Annotated in this window: 4 protein-coding genes and 1 pseudogene; all 5 read right to left on the bottom strand. The window is 69.9% G+C overall.

Translation table 11 applies throughout. The annotated features are described in order from the left end of the window. A pseudogene (locus ACESL7_RS13945) lies at positions 1–529 on the bottom strand (xanthine dehydrogenase family protein molybdopterin-binding subunit); the annotation flags it as partial. Between the two features lie 3 nt (positions 530–532). Next, positions 533–994, bottom strand: coding sequence for a (2Fe-2S)-binding protein (locus tag ACESL7_RS13950; protein WP_372893913.1), 462 nt, complete (start codon positions 992–994; stop codon positions 533–535). Between the two features lie 76 nt (positions 995–1,070). Beyond that, positions 1,071–1,691 (bottom strand): YitT family protein, encoded by a 621-nt coding sequence (locus ACESL7_RS13955; protein WP_372893914.1) that lies wholly within the window; start codon positions 1,689–1,691, stop codon positions 1,071–1,073. A gap of 165 nt (positions 1,692–1,856) precedes the next feature. Further along, the gene (locus ACESL7_RS13960) at positions 1,857–3,071 is read right to left on the bottom strand and encodes an NADP-dependent isocitrate dehydrogenase (protein WP_372893915.1); all 1,215 of its coding nucleotides are present in this window, start codon (positions 3,069–3,071) and stop codon (positions 1,857–1,859) included. 106 nt (positions 3,072–3,177) lie between these two features. Beyond that, a partial coding sequence (locus tag ACESL7_RS13965; RefSeq protein ID WP_487247758.1) for an MFS transporter occupies positions 3,178–3,888 on the bottom strand: 711 nt, incomplete at its 5' end.

Genomic DNA, 3,888 nt, shown 5'->3' on the forward strand with positions numbered 1-3,888 from the left:
CGGCGCCGGTGCGGCTCGCCGCCGCGCGCTTCAGCGTCTCGCGCGCCGTGGCGCCCGCGCGGCGCAACTTCTCGTAGGCATCCGGTACCGTCGTCGAGCCGCCGGTGATCTGCATTCCGAACAACTTCCCGGCCGCCTCGCTCACCTCGTCGCGCAGGAAGCGGGCGATCACCCCGTCGTCGGTCGCGGCGACCGGCATCCCCTCGGAGACGACCACGGAATTGTAATAGGCCGGCGCCGGCGGCCCGAAGGCGGTGCGCACCTCGGCCGGGTCCACATCGAGCTCCTCGGCCAGAAGCGCGGCCTGCACCTGCACCGTGCCCTGACCCACATCCGCGCGCGGCGTGATCAGCGTCACCCCCTCGCCATCCACGATCACCCAAGGAGTGAGCGCGACGCCGTCGTCACCGGGCTCGAGCGGGTTGCGATAAGGCGCCCGCAGCCGCCAGGTGCCGAAGGCCACGCCGCCGGCCACCGCCACGGCCCCGACGAGAAAGCCCCGTCGCGCGATCTTGCCCACGCTTGCCATCGCTCAGCCCTCCGCAAGCCGGCGCGCTGCATCGTGCACCGCGGCGCGCAGGCGCGGGTAGGTGGCGCAGCGGCAGAGATGCCCGCCCATCGCCGCGTCGATGTCGTCGTCGGTGGGATCCGGTGTCTCGGCGAGAAAGCTCGCCGCCTGCATGACCTGACCCGGCTGGCAGTAGCCGCATTGCGCGACCTGTGTCTCGATCCAGGCGGCCTGAACCGGGTGCGGCGCGTCCGGGGTGCCGAGCCCCTCGATCGTGATGACCTCGGCGCCCGCGACGTCGGCGGCCCGGGTCTGACAGGCGCGCACCGCCACGCCGTCCAGATGCACGGTGCAGGCGCCGCACTGCGCGATGCCGCAGCCGTATTTCGTCCCCGTGAGCCCCAGCGCGTCGCGCAGCACCCAGAGGAGGGGCATGTCCTCTTCCACCTCCACCTCGTGGGTGGTGCCGTTGACCCTCAGTTCCATGCAGCCGCTCTCCCTCGTCGCCCGACGGGGAGCATAGCGCGCCCGGCGGCCGGGCCAAACCCCGCGGTCGCCGATCTCAGGAGCGTGCGATGTATCGGTCGCGGCGGTGATTGACCGTGATGATGAGATTGAGCACCACCGCCCCCGCCAGCGACCAGAGCACCACCGGCCAGGGGAAAAGCGCCAGGGCGAGCGCGAAGACGCCGAGATCGAAGAGAAGCTGCACGTAGCCGGCCTTCATCGTGCCGCGGTCCTGCAGCCAGAGCGCGACGATCCCCACGCCGCCGAGGGTCGCGCCGTGCCGGAAGAGCGTCAGCAGCCCGGAGCCCGCGAGCACGCCGGCAAGCACGGCCGCCACCGGTCCCGGCACCGGGCCGAGCGGCACGGCGAGCGGCAGCGCCTCGGCCAGCGCGCTCATCAGCGCGACCGCCACGAAGGTCTTGACCGTGAACCGCCAGCCGAGCGCGCGCACCGCGAGGACGTAGAAGGGCAGGTTGAGCAGGAAAAAGACCGCGCCGAAGGACCAGCCCGTCGGATAGCTCAGCACGAGCGCGAGCCCCGCGATCTGCCCGGTGACCAGATCGGCGGCCCGCAGGACGTTGACCGCGAGCGCCACCAAGAGCGCGCCGACGACCAGGCCCTGCGCATCCTCGAGCGGCGTGTGCCGCTCCGGCGGCGGCGAGGAAAGAAACTGCATGGCGCCGCGCTAGGCCCCGGCGCGCGGGCCGTCAAGGCGCAGGGCGCGTCCCGACCGCACACATGGCGGCGACCGCACGGACGACAGGGGCAGGCGCGCCGCACCGGGCGCGCCCCGTTCGATGCCCCGGGAGGGCAAGCTGTGCCCCGCCCCGGTCCTCCCGCGTCAGCCGCCGAGCGCGGCGTTCAGGTTCTCGTCCACCTTCTCGAGGAAGCCCATGGTGGTGAGCCACCCCTGGTCGGGGCCGACGAGCAGCGCGAGGTCCTTGGTCATGTGGCCCGACTCGACCGTTTCCACCACGACGCGCTCCAGCGTCTCGGCGAAATTGCGCAGCTCGTCGTTGCCGTCGAGCTTGGCACGGTGCTTGAGCCCGCCGGTCCATGCGAAGATCGAGGCGATGGAGTTCGTGGAGGTCTCCTCGCCCTTCTGGTGCTGGCGGTAGTGGCGGGTGACGGTGCCATGCGCGGCCTCGGCCTCGACGATCCGGCCGTCCGGCGTCATCAGCTGGCTCGTCATCAGCCCGAGCGAGCCGAAGCCCTGCGCCACGGTGTCGGACTGCACGTCGCCGTCGTAGTTCTTGCAGGCCCAGACGAAGCCGCCGTTCCACTTCATCGCGCAGGCGACCATGTCGTCGATCAGGCGATGTTCGTAGGTGATGCCCTTGGCCTTGAACTGCTCCTCGAACTCGGCCTCGTAGACCTCCTGGAACAGGTCCTTGAAGCGGCCGTCGTAGGCCTTCAGGATCGTGTTCTTGGTCGACATGTAGAGCGGCCAGCCCATGTCCAGCGCGTAGTTCATCGAGGCGCGGGCGAAGTCGCGGATCGACTCGTCGAGGTTGTACATGGACATCGCCACGCCGGCGCCGGGCGCCTGGTAGACCTCCTTCTCGATGACCTGGCCGTCCTCGCCCTCGAACTTGATCGTCAGCGTGCCGGGCCCGGGCATCAGGAAATCGGTCGCGCGGTACTGGTCGCCGAAGGCATGGCGCCCGATCACGATGGGCTGCGTCCAGCCGGGCACGAGGCGCGGCACGTTGCGGCAGATGATCGGCGCGCGGAAGACCACGCCGCCGAGGATGTTGCGGATCGTGCCGTTGGGGCTGCGCCACATCTTCTTGAGGCCGAACTCCTCGACCCGCGCCTCGTCAGGCGTGATCGTGGCGCATTTGACGGCCGCGCCGACCTCCCTGGTCTTCTCGGCGGCGTCGACGGTGATCTGGTCGTCGGTGGCGTCGCGCGACTGGATCGACAGGTCGTAATAGAGAAGGTCGATGTCGAGGTAGGGCAGGATCAGCTTCTGCTTGATGAAGTCCCAGATGATCCGGGTCATCTCGTCGCCGTCCATCTCGACGATGGGGTTCTCGACTTTGATCTTGGCCATGGGCGCGGTCCTCTCGTCCGGCTGCGTTCGCGCGCCTTCTAGCGGAGGAATGCGGCGCTGAAAAGATCGTATGCGACAGTATACACGTTCGATGCCGCGGATCGGGTCACGCCTCGGCCGCCGCGCGGGCCTCGATCCGGCGCAGATGCAGCATCAGACCCAGCGCCGCCACCGCCATGACGAAGACCCCCACCGCGAGCGGCAGCGGCGTGCCGTCGAACATCAGCCCCACCGGCACGGCGAGCAGAACCGCCGTCACCGTCGCCAGCGCGCCGATGATGGAGGAGGCGAAACCCGCGATGTGGCCGAGGGGCTCGAGCGCCATGGCGTTGATGTTGCCGAGCGTCAGCCCGACCTGGAAGAAGAGCGAGGCCTGCCAGAAGACGAAGAGCGCGAAGAAGACCGGCTCGGGCGGCGGTGCGAGGCTTACCAAGATCATCGCGCCGGCGATGGCGCATTGCGCCGCGAGCGCCGCGGTGATCAGGAACCGCATGCCGAGCCGCATCACCACGAGCGCGTTCAGGAGCGTCGCGCTTCCCGCGGCGATGGCGATTCCCCCGAACCAGAAGGGGAAGCTGTCGGCCCGGCCGAAGGTCACGTCGTAGACCGGCTGAACGCTCACCAGCATGGAGAACATCTGCCCGAAGACGAGGCCCTGCACGAGAATGGCGAGGCGCACCATCGGGGTCGTCGCGACCTCCACCAGCGCGGCGGCGAGCGCGTCGCCGCGGAAGGGGCGGCGCATTTCGCGCGGCAGCGGCTCGGCGAGGCGCAGCGTCATCCAGAGCGGTGCGACGAGGCCGAAGGCCATGAAGGC

The organism is Rhodosalinus sp. (genome assembly GCF_041685465.1).
Taxonomy (GTDB): domain Bacteria; phylum Pseudomonadota; class Alphaproteobacteria; order Rhodobacterales; family Rhodobacteraceae; genus Rhodosalinus.

Bases quoted from the DNA above. Each gene is read 5' to 3' on its own strand.
- ACESL7_RS13950 (WP_372893913.1), bottom strand. From the start codon at position 994: ATGGAACTGAGGGTCAACGGCACCACCCACGAGGTGGAGGTGGAAGAG.
- ACESL7_RS13955 (WP_372893914.1), bottom strand. From the start codon at position 1,691: ATGCAGTTTCTTTCCTCGCCGCCGCCGGAGCGGCACACGCCGCTCGAG.
- ACESL7_RS13960 (WP_372893915.1), bottom strand. From the start codon at position 3,071: ATGGCCAAGATCAAAGTCGAGAACCCCATCGTCGAGATGGACGGCGAC.